The 18,924-nt window shown below is 62.9% G+C and carries 19 protein-coding genes and 1 pseudogene; 9 read left to right on the top strand and 11 right to left on the bottom strand.

Features of this window, described 5'->3' with window-relative positions; genetic code table 11:
- Positions 1–58 precede the first annotated feature (58 nt).
- A complete protein-coding gene (locus ACF8FB_RS20485; RefSeq protein WP_392509110.1) occupies positions 59–937 on the top strand; it encodes a LysR family transcriptional regulator in 879 nt (292 codons plus the stop codon).
- Positions 938–982: 45 nt separating this feature from the next.
- Here ACF8FB_RS20485 and ACF8FB_RS20480 read toward each other — a convergent pair whose 3' ends face one another.
- A complete protein-coding gene (locus tag ACF8FB_RS20480; RefSeq protein ID WP_064490987.1) occupies positions 983–1,732 on the bottom strand; it encodes a 3-oxoacyl-ACP reductase family protein in 750 nt (249 codons plus the stop codon).
- Positions 1,733–1,850: 118 nt separating this feature from the next.
- On the opposite strand from ACF8FB_RS20480, the gene ACF8FB_RS20475 reads away from it, so the two are divergent.
- A complete protein-coding gene (locus ACF8FB_RS20475) occupies positions 1,851–2,789 on the top strand; it encodes a LysR family transcriptional regulator (protein ID WP_010952884.1) in 939 nt (312 codons plus the stop codon).
- A 114-nt stretch (positions 2,790–2,903) separates the two neighbouring features.
- Here ACF8FB_RS20475 and ACF8FB_RS20470 read toward each other — a convergent pair whose 3' ends face one another.
- Both ACF8FB_RS20470 and ACF8FB_RS20465 read right to left on the bottom strand, forming a co-directional pair.
- Complete coding sequence (locus ACF8FB_RS20470) at positions 2,904–3,374, bottom strand: GreA/GreB family elongation factor (protein ID WP_010952885.1); 471 nt, start codon at positions 3,372–3,374, stop codon at positions 2,904–2,906.
- A 2-nt stretch (positions 3,375–3,376) separates the two neighbouring features.
- On the bottom strand, positions 3,377–3,775 hold the full coding sequence (locus ACF8FB_RS20465) for a hypothetical protein (RefSeq protein WP_020193656.1): 399 nt from the start codon (positions 3,773–3,775) through the stop codon (positions 3,377–3,379).
- Between the two features lie 129 nt (positions 3,776–3,904).
- Between ACF8FB_RS20465 and earP the strand changes: the two genes are divergently transcribed.
- On the top strand, positions 3,905–5,038 hold the full coding sequence (gene earP / locus ACF8FB_RS20460) for an elongation factor P maturation arginine rhamnosyltransferase EarP (RefSeq protein WP_129933937.1): 1,134 nt from the start codon (positions 3,905–3,907) through the stop codon (positions 5,036–5,038).
- A gap of 48 nt (positions 5,039–5,086) precedes the next feature.
- Positions 5,087–5,656, top strand: coding sequence for an elongation factor P (efp, locus tag ACF8FB_RS20455; RefSeq protein ID WP_003252871.1), 570 nt, complete (start codon positions 5,087–5,089; stop codon positions 5,654–5,656).
- A gap of 224 nt (positions 5,657–5,880) precedes the next feature.
- Here efp and ACF8FB_RS20450 read toward each other — a convergent pair whose 3' ends face one another.
- The 3 genes from ACF8FB_RS20450 to ACF8FB_RS20440 all read right to left on the bottom strand — a co-directional run bounded on the left by ACF8FB_RS20450 (position 5,881) and on the right by ACF8FB_RS20440 (position 7,917).
- Positions 5,881–6,309, bottom strand: a complete 429-nt coding sequence (locus ACF8FB_RS20450) for an organic hydroperoxide resistance protein (RefSeq protein WP_010952889.1) — start codon at positions 6,307–6,309, stop codon at positions 5,881–5,883.
- A 140-nt stretch (positions 6,310–6,449) separates the two neighbouring features.
- Positions 6,450–6,905 carry a MarR family winged helix-turn-helix transcriptional regulator gene (locus ACF8FB_RS20445; RefSeq protein ID WP_010952890.1) on the bottom strand — a complete coding sequence of 152 codons (456 nt, stop codon included), beginning with the start codon at positions 6,903–6,905 and terminating at the stop codon, positions 6,450–6,452.
- A gap of 58 nt (positions 6,906–6,963) precedes the next feature.
- A complete protein-coding gene (locus ACF8FB_RS20440) occupies positions 6,964–7,917 on the bottom strand; it encodes a LysR family transcriptional regulator (RefSeq protein WP_010952891.1) in 954 nt (317 codons plus the stop codon).
- Positions 7,918–8,030: 113 nt separating this feature from the next.
- Here ACF8FB_RS20440 and ACF8FB_RS20435 point away from each other — a divergent pair, with 113 nt between their 5' ends.
- Positions 8,031–8,780, top strand: a complete 750-nt coding sequence (locus ACF8FB_RS20435) for a sulfite exporter TauE/SafE family protein (RefSeq protein WP_350298811.1) — start codon at positions 8,031–8,033, stop codon at positions 8,778–8,780.
- Positions 8,781–8,808: 28 nt separating this feature from the next.
- On the opposite strand, the gene ACF8FB_RS20430 is transcribed toward ACF8FB_RS20435, so the two are convergent.
- Positions 8,809–9,660, bottom strand: a complete 852-nt coding sequence (locus ACF8FB_RS20430) for a LysR substrate-binding domain-containing protein (RefSeq protein ID WP_003252879.1) — start codon at positions 9,658–9,660, stop codon at positions 8,809–8,811.
- 96 nt (positions 9,661–9,756) lie between these two features.
- On the opposite strand from ACF8FB_RS20430, the gene ACF8FB_RS20425 reads away from it, so the two are divergent.
- Entirely contained in the window at positions 9,757–9,975 is a 219-nt protein-coding gene (locus ACF8FB_RS20425) for a DUF1127 domain-containing protein (protein WP_014591954.1), read from the top strand.
- A 302-nt stretch (positions 9,976–10,277) separates the two neighbouring features.
- Here ACF8FB_RS20425 and ACF8FB_RS20420 read toward each other — a convergent pair whose 3' ends face one another.
- A complete protein-coding gene (locus tag ACF8FB_RS20420; protein WP_010952895.1) occupies positions 10,278–11,624 on the bottom strand; it encodes a class II 3-deoxy-7-phosphoheptulonate synthase in 1,347 nt (448 codons plus the stop codon).
- A 116-nt stretch (positions 11,625–11,740) separates the two neighbouring features.
- Here ACF8FB_RS20420 and ACF8FB_RS20415 point away from each other — a divergent pair, with 116 nt between their 5' ends.
- Positions 11,741–12,496 carry a spermidine synthase gene (locus tag ACF8FB_RS20415; RefSeq protein WP_004575936.1) on the top strand — a complete coding sequence of 252 codons (756 nt, stop codon included), beginning with the start codon at positions 11,741–11,743 and terminating at the stop codon, positions 12,494–12,496.
- 317 nt (positions 12,497–12,813) lie between these two features.
- Positions 12,814–14,527: pseudogene (locus ACF8FB_RS20410) on the top strand (DEAD/DEAH box helicase).
- A 90-nt stretch (positions 14,528–14,617) separates the two neighbouring features.
- Here the strand turns inward: ACF8FB_RS20410 and ACF8FB_RS20405 are convergent.
- Complete coding sequence (locus tag ACF8FB_RS20405; protein ID WP_392511774.1) at positions 14,618–15,385, bottom strand: DODA-type extradiol aromatic ring-opening family dioxygenase; 768 nt, start codon at positions 15,383–15,385, stop codon at positions 14,618–14,620.
- 101 nt (positions 15,386–15,486) lie between these two features.
- Between ACF8FB_RS20405 and ACF8FB_RS20400 the strand changes: the two genes are divergently transcribed.
- The gene (locus ACF8FB_RS20400; protein ID WP_010952898.1) at positions 15,487–16,137 is read left to right on the top strand and encodes a thiopurine S-methyltransferase; all 651 of its coding nucleotides are present in this window, start codon (positions 15,487–15,489) and stop codon (positions 16,135–16,137) included.
- A gap of 122 nt (positions 16,138–16,259) precedes the next feature.
- On the opposite strand, the gene htpX is transcribed toward ACF8FB_RS20400, so the two are convergent.
- Together htpX and ACF8FB_RS20390 are read right to left on the bottom strand one after the other, a co-directional pair.
- Positions 16,260–17,147, bottom strand: coding sequence for a protease HtpX (gene htpX / locus ACF8FB_RS20395; RefSeq protein WP_010952899.1), 888 nt, complete (start codon positions 17,145–17,147; stop codon positions 16,260–16,262).
- Positions 17,148–17,655: 508 nt separating this feature from the next.
- On the bottom strand, positions 17,656–18,867 hold the full coding sequence (locus tag ACF8FB_RS20390; protein ID WP_004575940.1) for a pyridoxal phosphate-dependent aminotransferase: 1,212 nt from the start codon (positions 18,865–18,867) through the stop codon (positions 17,656–17,658).
- Positions 18,868–18,924 lie beyond the last annotated feature (57 nt).

The following is an 18,924-nucleotide window of genomic DNA, read 5'->3' as shown; positions in this document are numbered from 1 at the left end:
TCAGGCATGACACCAATGTATAGTTTTCAGCCTATTCATCTTGAAAGCAGATAGATCGATGAACCTCAAGCAGCTCGAATATGCCCTTGCCGTGGCCGACACCGGCAGTTTTACCCGCGCGGCGGAGCGCTGCCATGTGGTGCAGTCGGCCCTTAGCCATCAAGTGGCGCGGCTGGAGGCGCAGCTGGGGGTGAGCCTGTTCGAGCGTAGTTCGCGGCGGGTACGCCTGACCCCTGCGGGGGAAGCCTTTGTGCTCAGCGCGCGGCCCGCGGTGGAGGCGGCCCGGCGCATTGCCGATGACGTGGCGGCGGCCTGCGGCCAGGTGCGCGGGCGGCTGGCGATAGGTGAAATCAGCTCGCTCACCGCGCTGGACCTGGTCGATCTGTTGGCGGTGTTTCACGGTCGTTTCCCGGATGTGGATGTGCGCTGGCTCACGGCCAAGAGCGAATTGCTGATCGCTGACGTACTCGAGCGGCGCCTGGACGTCGGCTTTATCGGGCTGTGGCAGGGCGAAGTAGTGCAGGGAGTGCAGCATCGGTTGCTGGCCAGGGAAGAACTGGTGGCGGTGTTGCCGTTGGGGCATCGCCTGGCGGGCAGGGCACAGCTGGCGCTGGCTGACCTGGCAGGCGAAGTGTTGGTGGACTTCCCCGAAGGCACCGGGGCGCGACGACAGACTGACGAGGCGTTTCAGGCGGTGGGGTTGCAGCGCAGGGTGCAGTTCGAGATCGGGCATGTTCGTCTGGTGGAGAAATTCGTGCTGCGGGGCATGGCCGTCGGCCTGGTGCCCGAGCGGGTGGCTCAAGGCATCGAAGGTGTAGCCGTGGCGCGGTTGGTGGATGCGCCGGTGCGGCACTTGTATGCGGTGTGGTCGTCCAGCCCCACACCGGCTGCCCGGGCTTTTCTGGACGTGATGGAGCAGTGCCTGGGGGCAAAGTAAGGCTAAGCCTGTGCCGGCCTTTTCGCGGCACAGGCAAGCGTTCAATCAGGCTGCAAACCCACCATCTACAGTCAGGCTGGCCCCGGTGATATACCCGGCTTCAGGCCCTGCCAGGTAAGCCACGAAGCTGGCAATCTCCTCCGGCTCGCCATATCGCCCAATGGCCATCAGCGGAATCAGGCTCTCGGCAAACTCGCCACTGGCCGGGTTCATGTCGGTGTCCACCGGGCCGGGCTGCACGTTGTTCACGGTAATGCCCTGCGGCCCGAGGTCGCGTGCCATGCCGCGGGTCAGACCAACCAGTGCCGACTTGCTCATGGCGTACGGTGCACCACCGGCAAACGGCATGCGCTCGGCGTTGGTGCTGCCAATGTTGATGATACGACCGCCCTGGCCCATATAGCGTGCCGCGGCCTGGCTGGCGACGAACACGCTGCGTACGTTCACGGCCAGCATATGATCGAAGTCGGCCAGGTCGAACTCTGTCACTGGGGCCACTGCCAGCACACCGGCGTTGTTGACCAGGATATCCAGCCGGCCCAAGGCCTTCACGGTGTCATCCACCGCCAGCTGCACGGCCGCGGCATCAGCGCTGTCAGCCCGCAGGGCCAAGGCTTTGCCGCCGTTCTCGGTAATTTCCCGAGCCAGTTCTTCAGCCGGGCCGGCAGAGCTGACATAGGTGAAGGCCACTTGCGCGCCTTCGCGGGCCAGGCGCCTTACGATAGCTGCGCCAATGCCTCGGGAACCGCCCTGAACCAGGGCCACTTTGCCTTCGAGTGTAAGTTGCTTGGACATGCTGTTCTCCTGCTGGAAGCCAGGCCGAAATGCCTTGGATGGGCACAGTATCGGCGCTCGATTGCCTACTGATAAGATGGTAATCACTATCAGCAGAGTAAACCTTTGGTTGCTAACCATGGCCATGGAATCATTCAGCGCGTTGGAATGCTTCATCCGCAGTGCCGAGGTCGGCAGTTTTGCCGAAGCCGCCAGGCGCCTGAGCCTTACCCCGGCTGCCGTGGGCAAGCACGTTGCGCAGCTGGAAGCGCGCCTGGGTGTGCGGTTGTTCCAGCGTAGTACCCGCAAGCTGACCTTGACCGAAGCGGGGCAGCGTTTTCTTGGCGAGGTCAGTGACAGCTTTCGCACCATTCAGTACGCCGTGGCCAACCTGGCCAGTGCAGAAGGCCAGCCGGCTGGGTCGTTACGGGTGAGCATGGGCACGGTGTTCGGGCGTTTGTATGTGCTGCCGTTGCTGGGGGAATTCTTGCGCCGATACCCGGCGATTACCCCGGATTGGCATTTCGACAACCGCCAGGTCGACCTGATCGGCCAGGGCTTCGATGCAGCGATTGGCGGTGGTTTCGAACTGCCGCCGGGGGTGGTGGCGCGCAAGCTGACCCCGGCGCACCGGGTGTTGGTGGCGGCGCCGGCCTATCTGCAGCGGCACGCGTCGATAGAAGACCCGCAGGCGCTGCAACGCCATGACGGCATCCTGGTGCGGTCACCGCAGACCGGGCGGGTGCGCTCGTGGCCGTTGACCAGCCGTTGGCAGGCGCAACAGCCGCTGCAATTGCGCCAGGCGATGACCATGAGCGATTCGGATGCGGCGTGCGCGGTGGCCGAGCAGGGGCTGGGCATTGCCCTGGTGAGCCTGCCGTTTGCCGTGCCCTACTTGCTGGCCGGGCGGCTGCTGCGGGTGTTGCCGGACTGGTATGTGGACGATGGGCATATCAGCCTGTATTTCGCCGAGCACAAGCTGTTGCCGGGCAAGACCCGGGCGTTCATCGATTTTGTGGTGGAGCAGTTTGCCGAGCAGGGGCTGGCGGGGCGGTTCGATGCCCTGCAGGCCCTTTAGAGAATTATTGCCTGTGCCGGCCTTTTCGCGGGCCCGCCCGCACCCACAGGGATATCACAGCCCTGAAGACAGTGGGGTCCTTGTGGGAGTGGGCGGGCCCGCGAAGAGGCCGGTTCAGACAACATCGACAATGAACGATACCTGTGCGCCCAGGTGCACCTCGTCATCCACCCGCTTGCCCAGCAGTTGCTGCCCCAGCGGCGATCGTGGGGTAATCACCGTCACCAGCCCGTCACCCTCGCCAATCTTCAACCCCGCTGCCTCAGGCCCGAGAAACAGCCTGCGCTGCCCGCCATCTTCATTTTCCAGGGTCACCAGGTTGCTTACCTGCACACCGCGCGCCGGGTCGTAATCACGCAGCAGCAACTGCTGGTAGATCACCAGCGCCTGGCGGATCTCGGCACTGCGGCGGGCCTGGCCGGTGGCCAGGTACGAGGCCTCCAGGCCCAGCGTGTCGTACTTGTTCTCGGCGATGTTCTCTTCGGCGGTGGCGGCCTCGTAGGCGGTTTGCGCCGCGCGGGTCAGCACGTCCAGGTCATGCTCGAGGGTGGCGACAATCAGCGCCAGCAGGTGGGGCTTGTCCATGGTCAGTAACAGAACTCCAGCACGTTGGCCTGGCTTTTTTCGGTGGGCGCGGTACGGTTTTGCTGCAGCCAGAACTGGCACTTGGGGCTGTTGAGGTTGCGCGGGTTGCCTTGGGCGGCATCGGCGGCCTGTTGCAGCTCCTGTTTGTGCAGGATGTCCTTGTAGCGTTCGAACATCTCGGCCTGGGCATCCTGGGCAGTGGCCGGTGCAGGCGTTGCAACGGGGCGGTCTGCATGCGGGGCTACAACCTGGGCCAGAGGTTGCACCTGCTGTGGCCACAACTGCTGGGCCAGCCACAGGCTCGCGGCAATGGCCATGGCGCCTAGCCACAGGCCCAAGGCAACGCACATGATCAACGGCAACGGCTTGAGGGTGATCTTCAATTCACGGTGGCGCGGCATGGCAGCCTCCTGGCAGCGTGGTAGGGGGGCATTGTCGCATGCGCTTGGGCATTTTTCTGCGCAGGTGCTTTTGTCAGCGCCAATTTATGCGCAGAATTCGCGGTTTTTGCACCAGCACGGGAGGGGCGCATGAAAGCCACCTGGGACATCTTCTGCAGCGTCGTCGACAACTACGGCGATATCGGCGTGACCTGGCGCCTGGCCCGGCAGTTGGTGGCCGAGCACGGCCTGGCGGTGCGCCTGTGGGTGGATGACCTCAACGCTTTCACGCCCATGTGCCCTGGCGCCGATGCCACGGCGGCGCAACAGTGGCAGCACGGTGTGGATGTACGCCACTGGCCGGCAGCGTGGTTGCCGGTGGCGCCGGCCGATGTGGTGATCGGCGCATTCGCCTGCCAGTTGCCCGCAGCCTATGTCGAGGCCATGCGTGCCCGCCCGCAGCCGCCGCTCTGGCTCAACCTCGAGTACCTGAGTGCCGAGGACTGGGTGGAGGGTTGCCATGGTTTGCCTTCGCCGCAGCCCAACGGTTTGCGCAAGGTATTTTTCTTCCCGGGCTTTACCGACAAAACGGGTGGTTTGCTGCGCGAGGGTTCGCTGCTGGCCCGGCGTGACGCGTTCCAGCAGTCGGCGGAGGCGCGCCGTGCCTTTTTGCAGGGGCTTGGTGTAGACCTTGTGCCGGGTGCGCTGCTGATCTCGCTATTTGCCTATGAAAACCCGCAGCTGGGCAACTGGCTTGATGCCCTGGCCACGGCTGACCAGCCTTGCCACCTGTTGGTCCCGCAAGGGCGCGTCGTCGCGGGGCTCAGCCAGTGGTTGGGCGAGGGGCCGCTGCACGTGGGTGATGTGCGCACCCGCGGTGCGCTGACCGTTCAGGTGCTGCCTTTCGTCAGCCAGGACGACTTCGACCGGCTGTTATGGAGCTGTGATTTCAATGCCGTGCGTGGCGAAGACTCGTTCGTGCGTGCGCAGTGGGCGGGGCAGCCGATGCTGTGGCACATCTATGTGCAGGACGAGAATGCCCATTGGGAAAAGCTCGAAGCTTTCCTCGCGCATTATCGCTGCGGCCTGTCAGACGATGCCGATGCAGCCCTGTTGGGCCTGTGGCGTGCCTGGAACATGGATTTCGACATGGGCCAGGCCTGGCGGGCGGCCCGCCAGCATTGGCCGGAACTGCAGCAGCATGCTCGCCTTTGGGGGGCGCGACAGGCCGCTCAGCCGGACCTTGCCACAGCGCTAGTACACTTTTACCGAAATTCGCTATGATACGCGGCCTCGATTTTTATAAATCCATCCAGATTCGGATACTTCGTAATGAAAACTGGTAAAGAACTGAAACCCGGTACCGTCCTGCGGATCGACAACGACCCGTGGCTGGTTCAAAAAGCTGAGTTCACCAAGTCGGGCCGTAACAGCGCGATCATGAAGACCAAGCTGAAGAACCTGCTGACCGGCTACAAGACCGAAACCGTATACGGTGCGGACGACAAGCTGGACGACGTGATCCTGGATCGCAAAGAAGCGACCCTGTCGTTCATCAATGGTGACGAGTACACCTTCATGGACACCACCGACTACACCATGTACGAGCTGAACGCCGAGGACATCGAAGCCGTTCTGCCGTACATCGAAGAAGGCATGGAAGACGTCTGCGAAGCCGTGTTCTTCGAAGGCCGTCTGGTGTCGGTTGAGCTGCCGACCACCATCAGCCGTAAAGTTGTCTACACCGAGAACGCTGCTCGCGGTGACACCTCCGGCAAAGTCATGAAGCCTGCCAAGCTGGCGAACGGTACCGAGATCTCGGTTGCCGACTTCATCCAGATCGACGAGTGGATCGACATCGACACTCGCGACAACAGCTTCAAAGGCCGTTCCAAGAAGTAAAACTTCTTGCGAGACGCAAAAAACCCGGCGCAAGCCGGGTTTTTTTATGCCTGTGTGCTCGTGCTTTTGTGGGTGCAACTGTCATGCTCAATTTCTAAAAGCTGGCGCAGATCCGTGTGGGAGCGGGCTTGCCCGCGAACACGGGCGAAGCCCGTGCCATCCACCGCGGTGTTTTCTTCGCGGGTAAACCCGCTCCTACAGGGGATCGCGCAAGCCTTTGCGCCTTACACGGTTACGTGCAGGCGCACATCCACATTACCGCGTGTGGCATTGGAGTACGGGCACACCTGGTGCGCCTTTTCCACCAGCCCTTCGGCATCGGCCTGGGGCAGGCCCGGCAGGTTGATGTGCAGGTCGATGTCCAGGCCGAAACCGCCCGGGATCTGGCCGATGCCCACCTTGGCGGTGATCGAGGTATCTGCCGGCAGGGCTTTCTTCTCTTGCCCGGCCACGAATTTCAAGGCGCCGATGAAGCAGGCCGAGTAACCGGCGGCGAACATCTGCTCGGGGTTGGTGCCATCACCGCCCGCGCCGCCCAGCTCTTTGGGGGTGCTGAGCTTGACTTCCAGCTTGCCGTCGCTGGAGCGGGATTTGCCGTCGCGCCCACCGGTGGAGGTTGCTTCTGCGATGTACAGCGGAGTGACCTTTTGCATCTTGAGCCTCACTAATGTGCTGTGCGCTCCCGTTTGCAGGAGGGCGGGGGTTGGTGTGGAATTTAAATTAGCGCGCAATTAGTTAGTGCGCAAGATAAATCATCGCCGTTCATCGGAACGGCCATTTCACAGCATAGCGCTCAGAGGTTTTTCTGCAGGTTTTCGCGCAGGTTCAGCAGGTCGGCTTGCAGTTGCTGCAACTGCTCAAGGCTCCGCCCGCTGGCCTTGAGAATGCACGGCGGCACCTCTTTGGCCTGCTGTTGCAGGGCGCGGCCTTTGTCGGTCAGCTGTACCATCACTACCCGTTCATCTTCGCGGCTGCGGTTACGCTGCAACAGGCCTTCGCTTTCCAGGCGCTTGAGCAGCGGGGTCAGCGAGCCCGGGTCGGTCAGCAGGTGCTGGCTGATTTCGCCCACGGTCAGGCCGTCACGCTCCCAGAGTACGAGCATGGCAAGGTATTGCGGGTAGGTCAGGCCCAGCGCCTGCAGCAGTGGCTTGTAGACCTTGGTCATCAGCAACGAGGTGGAGTGCAGGGCGAAACAGACCTGGTTGTCCAGCAGCAGCTCGTCACAGGAGGCTTGGGTGTCGGCGTTCATGCAGGTCCTTGAAAGTCATCAATGGAAAATTCTGGCACGCTGATCATCAGTGCGCGAATTAATCGCGCAATTCACTGCGCAAGGCCAGGTCCCAGGGTGGAATCGGGCTGAAGCGGCTCTTGAGGAATTCGAGCAGCAAACGGCTGCGAGAGTTCGTTTCATGTGCCAGGCGTAGCGCGTAAATGCCGCTGGTCTCAGCTTCAGGCAAGCCGCCGTCGCAGAACAACGGGATCAGCTCGCCGCGCAGCAGGTATTCACTGATCAGCCAAGTGGGAAGGTGGGCTATACCCAGGCCGGCGAGGGCGCCGAACAGCAGGGTTTCGGCGTTGTTGGCGGCCATGCGCATGCGCGCGGGGCGGTACAGGCGGGTTTGCCCGGCCACACTGAAGCGCCAGGCGAACGGCGGCGCCAGGCCATCCCAGTCCAGCCCGTCATGCCCGGGCAGTTCGCTGGGGCAGGTGGGGATGCCGCGGCTGGCCAGGTAGGCGGGGCTGGCGCAGGCGATGCGCACCATGTAGGCGAGCGGCGTGGCGACCAGGCGGGTGTCGGCCAAGGGGCCGGCGCGCAGCACCAGGTCGACCTCGCCCAGGTGGCTGCCCTGCAGGTCGACAAAGCTGTCGATCAACCGCAGTTGCACGTCCAGTCCCGGGTAGGCCACCAGGAAGTCGGCAATGGCCGGGGCCAGGTGGCGGCGACCAAACGCGGCAGGGGCGTCGATGCGGATAAGGCCTTCCGGGGCATTGCTCAGTGACACCGCTTCAGCCCGGGCCAGGCGCAACTCCTCGATGATGCGCCTGGCCCGCTCGGCAAAGGCGTTGCCTGCAGGCGTGGCCCGCACTGCGTGGGTGCTGCGGGTGAACAGGCGGCTGCCGACGGCGCTTTCCAGGTTGTCGATGCGCCGTGCTACCGCAGACGGGGTCAGCGGGTGGCGACGGGCGGCGGCAGAAAAGCTGCCGGTTTCCAGCACATCGAGGAACAGGCTCAATTGGTCGGTCAGGGTATCGGGGCTCATGGCTGCCTTGCTTTTGCGAAAAACGCACAGCCATTGTGCGCTGCTGTGCGTTTCCCCGCCAGCGCACAATCGTTAGCATGCTCGCATTATTGGTACTGGCGGACGAGGCCCTGATGATCGAGTGGTTGTTGTATATCGTGCTGGGCGCTGCCCTGGGCACCATGGGGGGCTTGTTTGGCATTGGTGGCGGGCTGATTGCGATTCCGGCGCTGGGCGTGCTCTTCGGCCTGGACCAGCAGTTGGCGCAGGGGACCGCGTTGGTGATGGTGGTGCCGAACGTGCTGCTGGCGCTGTGGCGGTATCACCAGCGCAACCGCATCGCGTTGCGCCATGCGTTGCCGCTGTCGGCGTGCAGCTTCTTGTTCGCCTGGCTGGGGTCGATCTGGGCGGTGGGGCTTGATGCGCATTCCATGCGCCTGGGTTTTGTCGGCTTCCTGGTAGCGTTGGCGGTGTGGAACGTGGTGCGGATGTTCATGAAGGTGTCGCCGCCGAGTGCCGAGCTGCGTCATGCCTGGCCGTGGCTGGGTGTGCTGGGCAGCTTTGCCGGCACCATGGGCGGCTTGTTCGGGGTGGGTGGGGCCGTGGTGGCCACGCCGATCCTGACCAGTGTGTTCGGCGCTACTCAGGTGGTGGCGCAGGGGCTGTCACTGGCGCTGGCGGCGCCGAGTACCTTGGTCACGCTGGTGACCTATGGCGTGCACCATAGTGTTGACTGGGGGGTGGGGATTCCCCTGGCGGTGGGGGGCTTGCTCAGCATCAGTTGGGGCGTGAAGCTGGCCCACGCGTTGCCGGAGAAGGTATTGCGGGCGATGTTCTGTGTGTTTCTGGTGGTCTGTGCGGTGATGCTGGCGTTTGAGCTTTGAGATTTTGGGGCCGATTTTCGGCCCCAGATCACTTGAAACCCTCAACGATGTAGTCGGCCATGCAGTCGGTGATTGGCGAGGGGGTCTGCGTACTGCGCACCAGCATTACATTGGCCATGGGCAACTGCGGCAGCCCTTCGCTCTCACCCAGAATGCGGATGTTGCCCCCGATCAGGCTCTGCAGCTGCGCGGTCACTGCCAGCCCGGCGGTGACGATGGCAAAGATCGCCGCCAGGCTTGGGCTGGTGTAGGCAATACGGTAATCGATGCCCTGTGCCTCCAGCGCATTGCAGGTCCAGGCGCGACAGAAGCAGTCGGTGTTGAACAACGCCACCGGCATCGGCCGCTGTTCGTGTGGGCAAAAGCCTTCTGCCGCGGCCCACACCAGGCGTTCCTGGCGCAGCAACTGGCCAATCTCGTTACCGGGCTCGCGGGTGACGATGGTCAGGTCCAGATCCTGGCGCAGCATCAACTGCTTGGACGAATCGCAATGCACTTCCACCTGCACCAGTGGGTAGGCCTGGGCAAAGCTCGACAGGATGGTCGGTAGGAAGCGCATGGCGTAGTCGTCCGGTGTGCCGATGCGCACCAGCCCCACCATGTGCGGCATGCGCAGGGTGTTGAACACCTCGCCATGCAACTTGAGAATGCGCCGGGCATACCCCAGCAGTACTTGACCTTCGGCGGTCAGCCGCACCTGACGGCCATCACGTTCGAATAGCTGGCGCTGCAGAATGTCTTCTTCCAGGCGTTTCATCTGCATGCTGACCGCTGACTGGGTGCGGTTGACCACTTCGCCAGCGCGGGTAAAGCCGCCTTGCTCGGCAATGGCGACGAAGGTGCGCAGGACGTCCGCGTCGAGGCTCTGGTACTGGGACATTGCATCAATCTCCGAGATGCATCGCATCAGAAACATTCGTTGGATTGATCTTAAGCCTGGCGTGAGACTGAGGCCATCAACACGGAGGGCTTCACGATGAAAGGTCATGTCAGCAGCATCCAGCAACCTGCCTTTTCCCTGAGCTACCTGTGGCATGCTGCTTTGCAGCGTCCGGCGCGTTGGCTGGAGCTGTACCGTCAGCGTCAGGAACTGGCCAGCCTCAGTGATGCAACCTTGCGCGACCTTGGGTTGAGCCGGGCGGATATCCAGCAAGAGGCCGAGCGGCATTTCTGGGATGATCCATTGAGGAAGTGAGTTGGGTCCAAGCGCCTGGCTTCAGCTTTTCAGCGTCCGGGAGATCGAGCGCCGCCCGCGCGGCGCATCGCGAGCAAAGCTCGCTCCTACATCTGTTTCGGGCCAGTTACGCCTGTGACAGGCGCGCGCGACCGCCTTGTTAGTTCGACGTGATGTCGCGCCATACGCCAAGGCGTTCGCGCACAATGCCACAGGAAAAATTGGCCCGAAACAGATGTAGGAGCGAGCTTTGCTCGCGATGCGCCGCGCGGGCGGCGCTCAATCTCCCAGGCGCTACAAAACTCAAGGCATGCGCCCCAGCCTCAGCGCCGTACCTGCTTGAGGGTTTCGGCAATCAGGAACGCCAACTCCAGCGACTGATCGGCATTCATCCGCGGATCACAATGGGTGTGATACCGGTCAGACAACGCATCCTCGGTGATCGGCCGGGCACCACCGATGCATTCGGTGACGTTCTGCCCAGTCATCTCGATATGGATACCGCCGGCGTGGCTGCCCTCGGCCTGGTGTACCTGGAAGAACTGCTTCACCTCATCCAGAATCTGCGCAAAATCGCGGGTCTTGTAACCGCTGCTGGCCTTGATGGTGTTGCCGTGCATAGGATCGGAACTCCACAGCACCTTGCGCCCCTCGCGCTCGACAGTGCGGATCAGCCCCGGCAAGTGGTCGCCAACCTTGCCCGCGCCCATGCGCACGATCAGGTTCAAACGCCCCGGGTCGTTCGCCGGGTTGAGCGTGTCGATCAGGCGGATCAGCTCTTCGGGGTTCATGCTCGGGCCAACCTTGACCCCGATCGGGTTGTGCACGCCACGCAGGAACTCCACATGGGCCCCATCGAGCTGGCGGGTGCGGTCGCCGATCCACAGCATGTGCGCCGAGCAGTCATAGTAGTCGCCGGTCAGGCTGTCCTGGCGCACGAAGGCTTCTTCATAGTTCAGCAGCAGCGCTTCGTGGGCCGTGAAGAAGCTTGTTTCGCGCAGTTGCGGCGCACTGTCCAGGCCACAGGCACGCATGAACGCCAGGGTTTCATCGATGCGATTGGCCAACTGGTGGTACTTGTCGGCCAGCGCCGAGTTGGCGATGAAGTCCAGGTTCCACTTGTGCACCTGATGCAGGTCGGCAAACCCGCCCTGGGCGAACGCTCGCAGCAGGTTGAGGCTGGCGGTGGCCTGGTGGTAGGCCTGCAGTAGCCGCTCCGGGTCCGGAATGCGGCTTTTGGCGTCGAAACCGATGCCGTTGACGATGTCGCCACGGTAGGCGGGGAGGGTGACGTCGCCGATGGTTTCATCGCCAGATGAGCGCGGTTTGGCGAACTGACCGGCCATACGCCCCACTTTCACCACCGGGCAGCCGGCGGCAAAGGTCATGACAATGGCCATTTGCAGCAACACCTTGAAGGTGTCGCGGATTTTTGCAGCCGAGAACTCGGCGAAGCTCTCGGCGCAATCACCGCCCTGAAGCAGAAAGGCACGGCCTTCGGTGACCTCGGCGAACTGCCGGCGCAGCTCGCGCGCCTCACCCGCGAACACCAGCGGCGGGTAGCTGGCCAGGGTCTGTTCAACCTTCAGCAGGTGCGCGGCATCGGGGTAGGTCGGTTGCTGCTGGATCGGCAGGGCACGCCAGCTGTCGGGGCTCCACGGTTGGTTCATCTTGGGCTCGGTCTTGTCGGTTGTAGGCTATGGGCCATGGTAACAGTTGGCGCTGCGCTTGTTGCATCAAGGGTGTTGGCGGACAATGCGCGTTTTTGCGCAGGCGGGTGGTGGACATGACGGCGGAACGGCAAGAGCGGCTGCTGGCACGGGTGGAAGATGCGTTTGGCGTCATCAGCGTGTACGAAGTAGACGACTACCGCTTTCTGGAATTCGGCGATGCGATCGAGCAAAGCTGTGTGTTCACCGCCGACCCCAGCTGGCTGGAGTACGACTACACCCGCGCCATGCTGGTGGGGGCGCTGTGCCACGAATCGCCGGAGAGCGCACTGTTTCTAGGCCTCGGCGCCGGCACGCTGACCCAGGCCTGCATGAAGTTCCTGCCGCTGGAAGACATCGAGGCCATCGAGCTGCGCCCGGATGTACCGCGCCTGGCCATGGATTACCTGGGCCTGGACGACGACCCGCGGCTGTATGTGCGCATCGGCGATGCCCTGGAGCTGCTGCCCACGGCAGAAAAGGCCGACCTGCTGTTCGTTGACTTGTACACCGACCATGGTCCTGGGGTCGGGCACCTGGCGTGGAATTTTCTGGAGAACTGCCAGCAGCACCTGAACCCGGGCGGCTGGCTGGTGATCAACCAGTGGGCCACCGATGATGGCAGGCCGCTGGGCGCGGCGTTGCTGCGCGGGTTGTACCACCGGCATTACTGGGAACTGCCTGTGAAGGAGGGCAATGTGATTCTGCTGGTGCCGGCAGACCTGGAGCAGTCGCTGGACCTGGACGGTTTGAGAGCCCGGGCCGAGGCGCTGGCGCCGCGTTTGGGGTACAGCCTCGAGGGGCTGATCCGCGAGATTCGGCCGGCTACCTGAAAGGCTCAACCGCTCCGACACTGAGCGCGTAAGGCGTCAGGGGATTATCGATTCAGCCTGTCGTGCGCGATGGCCCGATACTGGCCCTGCCTCCATGAAAATTTTCCTCACGTACGCGACTATTTCAGGTATAGTACGCGCCGGTCTTTTAGCGGACCTCAAAATCAGGTGGTGCAAATCCTCCGAGTCCAGCTTCGGCTGCGCGTCCGCTAGGCGGACCTTCCCAAGTTTTCTTTTTCAATCGTTTTCGCAAATCCCCGCCGCCAAAGCTGCCTGGGTGACCTGACGGTCTTTCAAGGCATGTGCAGCTTTGGAGCATGGGTCTTTGCGGATGCACCTAGAGGCAGACCCATGACCCAGGAAACCGGCGGCTTCGCCGCTCTCGATCTTAACCCGAACATTGTTGCTGCCGTTGTGGCTACCGGCTACGAAGAGCCGTCCGCCATTCAGCAACAATCGATCCCGATCATCCTCGCCGGTCACGACATGATCGGCCAGGCGCAGACTGGCACCGGCAAAACCGCTGCCTTCGCCCTGCCGATCCTGAACAAGATCGATGTGAGCAAGCGCGAACCGCAAGCCCTGATCCTGGCGCCAACCCGTGAGTTGGCGCTGCAAGTTGCTACCGCTTTCGAAACCTACGCCAAGCAGATGCCGGGCGTGAACGTTGTCGCCGTCTACGGTGGTGCCCCGATGGGCCCACAGCTGCGTGCGATCCGCAACGGCGCGCAAATCGTCGTGGCCACCCCGGGCCGTCTGTGCGACCACCTGCGTCGTGACGAAAAAGTCTTGTCGACCGTACAGTACCTGGTACTGGACGAAGCCGACGAGATGCTGAAGCTGGGCTTCATGGACGACCTCGAAGTGATCTTCGACGCAATCCCGGCTACCCGTCAGACCGTACTGTTCTCCGCAACCCTGCCGTCGTCGATCCGTTCGATCGCCGAGCGTCACCTGCGTGAACCCAAGCACGTCAAGATCCAGACCAAGACCCAGACCGTTACCGCGATCGAGCAGGCCCACCTGATGGTCCACGCGGACCAGAAGATCCCGGCTGTGCTGCGTCTGCTGGAAGTGGAAGAGTTCGACGCGCTGATCGCCTTCGTGCGTACCAAGCAAGCCACCCTGGACCTGGCCGCCGCGCTGGAAGCCAAAGGCTACAAGGCTGCTGCACTGAACGGCGATATCGCTCAGAACCAGCGTGAGCGCGTGATTGACTCGCTCAAGGATGGCCGCCTGGACATCGTCGTCGCCACCGACGTCGCTGCCCGAGGCCTGGACGTACCGCGCATCACTCACGTGTTCAACGTTGACATGCCGTACGACCCGGAGTCCTACGTACACCGTATCGGCCGTACTGGCCGTGCCGGTCGCGATGGCCGTGCACTGTTGCTGGTTACCCCGCGTGAGCGCCGCATGCTGCAGGTGATCGAGCGTGTTACCGGGCAGAAGGTTGCCGAAGCGCGCCTGCCGAATGCCCAGGCCGTGCTGGATGCCCGCATCAAGAAGCTGACCTCGAGCCTGGCGCCGCTGGTAGCCGAAGCAGAAGCCACCCACGGCGAGCTGTTCGACCGCCTGACCACCGACCTGGGTTGCAGCTCGCGTGCCCTGGCTTCGGCCCTGCTGCGCAAGGCCACCAATGGCCAGGCGCTGGACCTGGCGGCGGTAGAGCGTGAGCAGCCGCTGGTGCCGAGCTTCGCCCCGCGTGGTGAGCGTACCGAGCGCGGTGAGCGTGGCGAGCGTCCTGATCGTGGTGACCGTGAGCGCCGTGCACCGTTGCCGTTGGCCGAAGGCCGCGTGCGTTGCCGTACCGCCTTGGGTGCCCGTGATGGCATCGCTGCCAAGAATCTGCTGGGGGCGATCCTCAACGAAGGTGGCCTGGCGCGTGACGCTATCGGCCGCATCCAGGTGCGCGACAGCTTCAGCTTGGTCGAGCTGCCGGAAGACGGCCTCGAGAAGCTGCTGTCCAAGCTCAAGGACACTCGCGTGGCTGGCAAGCAGCTGAAGCTGCGTCGCTACCGCGAGGATTGATCCTGGCGTAACGAAAAAATCCCCGGCTTAGGTCGGGGATTTTTTTTACCTGTACCGGCCCTTTCGCGGGCTTGCCCGCGAAGAGGCCCTTCAGTCGAACCGATAGATGTCCATCCCCAGCGCGCCCAGGGTAAACCCCTGATGCACCACGCCGAACTTGCTCCCGGCCCCAAGGGCAAAGAACAGCGGCAGCAAATGCTCATCACTGGGATGGTTACGCACCGCAAACGGCGCCTGGTGCCGGTAATCCATCAACGCCGCCTGGTCATCCTCCTGCAGCCGGTCTACCACCCAATCCCTGAACGCCAGCGCCCACGGCTCGATCACATCTGGCCCTGCATGCCAGTCCAGCTCACCCAGGTTGTGGGTAATGCTGCCCGAACCTATTAGCAGTACATCCTCGGCACGCAACCCCGCCAGTGCCTGGCCCACCTTCAGCTGCAGCGCCGGCCCCATGTGACTGGGCAGGGAAACCTGCACCACGGGAATGCGCGCATCCGGGTACATCAGCGACAGCGGCACCCAGGCGCCATGGTCGAGTGGGCGTTGCATGTCCAGCCGCGCGGGTAACCCCGCAGCCTTCAACCGCTCACTGACCTGGCCAGCAAGCCCGGGCTCGCCCGGCGCCGGGTACTGCACCGCATACAGGGCTGGTGGGAAGCCGTAGAAGTCATGCCAGGTTTCGGGCTGTGCGCTGCCGGTGACCAGCAGCTCGCGGCTTTCCCAGTGTGCCGACACCACCACGATCGCTTTCGGCCGGGGCAGCGCGTTGGCCAACCCGGACAGTGCCGGCCCGCTGGCGCCGGGTTGCAGGGCAAGCATGGGGGAACCATGGGAAATGAACAGGCTGGGCAGCATGGCGGGGTCCTGAAGGTTAAGATGCAACCATCATCGATTAACTACAGATCGAAATCCAAACCAAGTTTTACCGACAAATCATCTAAAAATCGGGAGTGATCATGGAACCAGCGTTCTGGCAGCAGCGGTGGGCCGACAACCAGATCGGCTTTCACCAAGCGCAGGTGAACCCCTATCTGCAGACGTATTGGCCACAGTTGCAGTTGGCGCCCGGCAGCCGCGTGCTGGTGCCGTTGTGCGGCAAAAGCCTGGACTTGGCCTGGCTGGCAGGGCAGGGCCATCGCGTATTGGGTGTGGAGCTGTCGCGGCGGGCGGTGGAGGATTTTTTCCGTGAGCACGGGCTTGAGGCCGAGGTGCGGCAGCAGGGCGCATTTGAGGTTTGGCGCAGTGGAGATGTGCAGCTGTGGTGTGGCGACTTCTTTGCCTTGCGGGCAGAGGATGTGGCTGACTGCGTAGGGCTGTATGACCGGGCGGCGGTGATTGCGCTGCCGGTGCAGATGCGTGCGCGGTATATGCAGCTGTTGTCGGGTTTGCTGCCGGCGAATTGCCGTGGGTTGGTGGTGACGCTGGAGTATGACCAGTCGTTGTTGGCCGGGCCGCCGTTTTCGGTCAGGGATGAAGAGCTGAGGCAGGGCTTTGCGGGGTGGCAGGTGGAGCAACTGGAGGCTGTGGATGTGATTGAGGACAGCCCGAAGTTTGTGCAGGCCGGGGCGTCGAGTTTGTTGGAGCGGGTGTATCAGGTCAGCCGATAAGCAGGTATGGCAGGCTGACCCGGCCCATGTGGGAGCGGGCGCGCCCGCTCCCACAGAAGGCTGCGTAAGGCCGGGAATAAAAAAAGGGCGACCGAAGTCGCCCTTTGTTTTTATCAGGTGGATCAGCCGCGCTGACGCAGGGCCTCGATGCGGTCTTCCAGCGGTGGGTGGCTCATCAGCAACCCGGCCAGGCCGTGCTTGAGGCCGCCATTGATGCCGAAGGCCTTCATGGTGTCCGGCATGTGCACTGGCAGGCCTTGTTCCACGCGCAGGCGCTGCAGGGCGCCGATCATTGCTGCGGTACCGGCCAGCTGCGCACCGGCTTCGTCGGCGCGGAATTCGCGGCGGCGCGAGAACCACATCACGATCATGCTGGCCAGGATGCCAAGGATCAGCTCGGCAACGATGGTCGCCACATAGTAGGCAATGCCTTGGCCCTCTTCGTTCTTGAAGATGACCTTGTCCACAAAGTTGCCGATGATGCGTGCAAAGAACATCACGAAGGTGTTCACCACGCCCTGCACCAGCGCCAGGGTGACCATGTCGCCGTTGGCAACGTGGCCGATTTCGTGGGCCAGTACCGCGCGCACTTCATCGGGCGAGAAGCGCTCCAGCAGGCCCTGGGACACCGCGACCAGCGCGTCGTTGCGGTTCCAGCCGGTGGCGAAGGCGTTGGCCTCGTAAGCCGGGAAGATACCCACCTCAGGCATTTTGATGCCCGCTTCGCGGGACAGCTCTTCGACCGTTTGCAGCAGCCACTGCTCGTGGCGGGTGCGCGGCTGGCTGATGATCTGGGTGCCGGTGGTCATCTTCGCCATCCACTTGGAAATGAACAGCGAGACGAGGGAGCCGGCAAAGCCGAACACGGCGCAGAACACCAGCAGGCTGCTGAGGTTCAGGTCGACCCCGTTGGCGGCCATGAACCCGTTGAAACCGAACAGGCTCAGGGTAATGCTTGCAACCAGCACCACCGCGAGGTTGGTGGCTACAAACAACAGAATGCGCATCATGGTTGTTACGTTCTCCTGACGGATGAATTGTCGCTTACTGCGGGGTATATAAGGGGCCTGCCGCGCCGATTCAATCGGGGGACTATTTCAAACTGTGTACGGCGGAGTATGGCAGAGGATGGCGTGGGGGCTATGGGATAGAGCGTTGCAGGATGTAAGAAACATTCGGCTTGGGGTTGCGTCAAGGCCGCTGTGTGTTTGCCGCAAGGGGTGTGGCGCCTGTGAGATCGAGCGCCGCCCGCGCGGCGCATCGCGAGCAAGCTCGCTCCTACATTTGTTTCGGGCCAATTATGCCTGTGGGATTTGCGCGCGAACGCCTTGGTGCATGACGCGATATCGTGTGGTACGGGCCAGGCGGTCGCGCGCGCCTGTCACAGGCGTAACTGGCCCGAAACAAATGTAGGAGCGAGCTTGCTCGCGATGCGCCGCGCGGGCGGCGCTCGATCTACGCCCCACCATCAATCTTTCGTCGAACCCCTCGTCGCCCCCCCGTCGCCCCCGTCGAACCCTACTGCGAATAACCCTTCAGGAAATTGCCGATCCGGCCAATTGCCGCTTCCAGGTCATCCACCCGCGGCAAGGTCACCACGCGGAAGTGGTCCGGCCACGGCCAGTTGAACGCCGTTCCTTGTACGATCAGCAGCTTCTCCGACAGCAGCAGGTCAAGGGCGAACTTCTCGTCGTTGAGGATCGGGCAAACCTTCGGGTCGATCCGCGGGAACGCATACAGCGCGCCCATCGGCTTCACGCAGCTGACGCCGGGGATGTCGTTGAGCAGTTCGTAGGTGCGGTTGCGCTGCTCCAGCAGGCGCCCCGGTGGCAGCACCAGGTCGTTGATGCTCTGGTAGCCGCCCAGCGCGGTCTGGATGGCATGCTGGGCCGGCACGTTGGCGCACAGGCGCATGTTGGCCAGCATGTCGATGCCTTCGATGTAGCTGAGTGCGTGGTGCTTGGGCCCGGAGATGATCAGCCAGCCAGAGCGGAAGCCCGCCACCCGGTACGACTTGGACAAGCCGTTGAAGGTCAGGCACAGCAGGTCCGGGGCCAGCGAGGCGGTGCTGATGTGCACGGCTTCGTCGTACAGGATCTTGTCGTAGATCTCGTCGGAGAACACCACCAGGTTGTGCTGGCGGGCCAGCTCCAGCATGCCCAGCAGCAGCTCTTTGGAGTAGACGGCGCCGGTCGGGTTGTTCGGGTTGATGATCACCAGCGCCTTGGTGTTCGGGGTGATCTTGGCCTTGATGTCCTCAAGGTCAGGGAACCAGTCGGCCTGCTCGTCGCACAGGTAGTGCACCGGCTTGCCGCCGGCCAGGCTCACGGCGGCAGTCCACAGCGGGTAGTCGGGGGCCGGGATCAGCACTTCGTCGCCGTTGTTGAGCAGCGCCTGCATCGACATGACGATCAGCTCGGACACACCATTACCCAGGTAGATGTCCTCGATGGTGACGCCTTCGATTTCTTTCTGCTGGCAGTACTGCATCACCGCCTTGCGGGCACTGAACAGGCCCTTGGAGTCGCTGTAGCCCTGTGCGGTGGGCAGGTTGCGGATCACATCCTGAAGGATTTCATCAGGCGCCTCGAAGCCAAACGGCGCCGGGTTGCCGATGTTCAGCTTGAGGATGCGGTGGCCTTCCTCCTCCAGGCGTTTGGCGTGCTTGAGCACTGGGCCGCGAATGTCGTAGCAGACATTGGCGAGCTTGTTCGATTTGCTGAACTGCATGATGGGATCCCGATTGAGAAAACGCGCTACGCCCCGCCGAAAGGTTTGAAAGGGCAG

It is taken from the genome of Pseudomonas sp. yb_2 (assembly GCF_043103905.1).
In the GTDB taxonomy this organism is placed as follows: Bacteria; Pseudomonadota; Gammaproteobacteria; order Pseudomonadales; family Pseudomonadaceae; genus Aquipseudomonas; species Aquipseudomonas alloputida.
Note: the sequence above shows the minus strand (reverse complement) of the source record. Positions and strands in the feature narration are given on the sequence as shown.